The organism is Endozoicomonas sp. SESOKO4, assembly GCF_024606275.1.
Map to the genome: position 1 here is coordinate 1 of NZ_JAHHPS010000443.1, position 1,836 is coordinate 1,836.

3 protein-coding genes and 1 pseudogene are annotated in these 1,836 nt (G+C 43.0%); all 4 read right to left on the reverse strand.

The annotated features are described in order from the left end of the window. Positions 1-354, reverse strand: a 354-nt coding sequence (locus KDK16_RS08730) for a hypothetical protein (RefSeq protein ID WP_257275638.1), incomplete at its 3' end; no start/stop codon positions are given. A gap of 555 nt (positions 355-909) precedes the next feature. Further along, complete coding sequence (locus KDK16_RS08735; protein WP_257275639.1) at positions 910-1,242, reverse strand: hypothetical protein; 333 nt, start codon at positions 1,240-1,242, stop codon at positions 910-912. A gap of 106 nt (positions 1,243-1,348) precedes the next feature. Further along, positions 1,349-1,636, reverse strand: a complete 288-nt coding sequence (locus tag KDK16_RS08740) for a DNA-binding transcriptional regulator (protein ID WP_257275640.1) — start codon at positions 1,634-1,636, stop codon at positions 1,349-1,351. Beyond that, positions 1,629-1,836, reverse strand: a pseudogene (locus KDK16_RS08745) (type II toxin-antitoxin system RelE/ParE family toxin); the annotation flags it as partial. The pseudogene KDK16_RS08745 and the gene KDK16_RS08740, both read right to left, overlap by 8 nt.

Consider the following 1,836-nt stretch of genomic DNA (forward strand, 5'->3'; position numbering starts at 1 on the left):
AATTACCAATATTAACGGAACAAGATAGAACAAATAGCCTATGGCAAGAGAATACACAAAGCTGAAATCAAATGATTTATCAACGTAAAAAATAGCCATTAATATCAGAATTAAAAACGATAATCTGACAAGCAACTTTCGCATTAATTCTGAGCCTTTGAGTAATCCATAGCCGCCAACGATAAGCATTAATGCTATAAAGATCTGCATTAACACTGGCCAAATAATTGATATCGCTAGATCGCCAGATTCTCTGACCATTAAATTTCCAGCACCGCTGAGTACACTTAAGCTCCCTATAATCATGAAAAACCAGCTTACAACATGTACTCTTGTAGGTATTTCGTTACTCATAACATATCCTAGAAACATAACGCCATGCTGTGGGGCGCCGCACAGCGGCGTCCCAGCCCCTTTAGGGGCGACACCAGCAACTTGTTAGCATGGCAGCCCACCCGCAAGGGCAAATGGTGAATGATGCAGAGGATTAGCAGCTTTCTTGCTGAACTGATTGAAGCGCACAATCTCTGATATTTAAAAGCTTCCAGGCGATAAAGAAGCTGATGCAACTTTGAACTGGCATAGGGCCACTGAGCAAAAAGTACCGATAAACTGAAAACCAACGCTGACATGCCCAACGATACACCGCAGATTTTTCAGCGACAGACTTCACACCAGCAGACATGAACTGCTGAGAACTACTGAAAAGTTAGTGTAACAGTGTCTTTTTGCTGGGAGGTTCTAACTCGAAACCCACCATAGACAGTGAACCCAAAAACTCTTTTTGAAAACTGGTCTTTTCACAACCAGAAACTCTCTATTATTGCTGCCTGCTAACGCCTTTAGCAACGGCAGCCGAAGCGAAGCTTTGGCTGTCCAGCCCCGTAGGGGCGAGGTTGCCTAAACTTGTTAACTGTTGCCGAATGTACCGAGTAACCTATTTTTGTTTGTTTCGGATATTTCACAGAAATAAACCCCCATTGGTAAGAAGTCGAAATAGATTGGCATTAGGCGAAGTTTTTGAAGCCCCGGAACATATGGCTTGAATGCCATTTTAAGTTTAAGCCTGCCTCTTTTTATTACTAGTTCTTGCTCTGTGCTCTTTAATACTTTGATTTCAGATACAGGAGCATCGAGAAAGAAATTGATCTGCTGCCCCAATATTGGCGATATTTTATAGTATTGCTCTCCATTCTTTTCATAGAACTTTGAGTTGATCGATCCTAGTGCGATTTCTTCCATATCTATACAGTTAACGCCAAGTTAAGCGGCGGCGCATCTAGCGCCGTCCGGTGGAAGGGCGAAGCCCTGGAACGAACTTGAACTTTTTGTTATGCCTTTGCTGAGATTATCGCAGCTCTTGGAAGACTTCCGGGCACTGCTCTGCGATTCGCAAGAGGGCTTTTGCTGGACCTTGTGGACTTCGGCGACCTTGTTCCCAGTCTTGTATGGTTCTGATGCTAACGCCCATAAAACCAGCAAACGCTGATTGTGACAATTTTAGCTTTTTTCTAATCTCTTTAGCCGGAGATGGCTCTGAAAGAATAGATGTTTTCAATTCTTTTTCGCCTGACTTGAAGGCTTTTATCTCTTCTATACCATCAAGAATTTCCTGGCCTATATCTCTATCACGCATTTTCGATAGCCTCCGCAATTTTCTTCAGAATGTGACCGGGAACAGTGGCTTGCTCAGATTTGCTATAAATCGTTAACATCCAAATTTCATGGTCACTCTTCTTCCAGTAGTAAATTACCCGAACACCACCGCTTTTACCCTTACCTTCAGGTGCCCACCTTACTTTTCGTACACCACCACTACCACGAACAATATCACCA

What these genes read in the sequence shown, in the direction of transcription:
- KDK16_RS08735 (WP_257275639.1), bottom strand. Translation starts at nt 1,242, where the DNA reads ATGGAAGAAATCGCACTAGGATCGATCAACTCAAAGTTCTATGAAAAG.
- KDK16_RS08740 (WP_257275640.1), bottom strand. Translation starts at nt 1,636, where the DNA reads ATGCGTGATAGAGATATAGGCCAGGAAATTCTTGATGGTATAGAAGAG.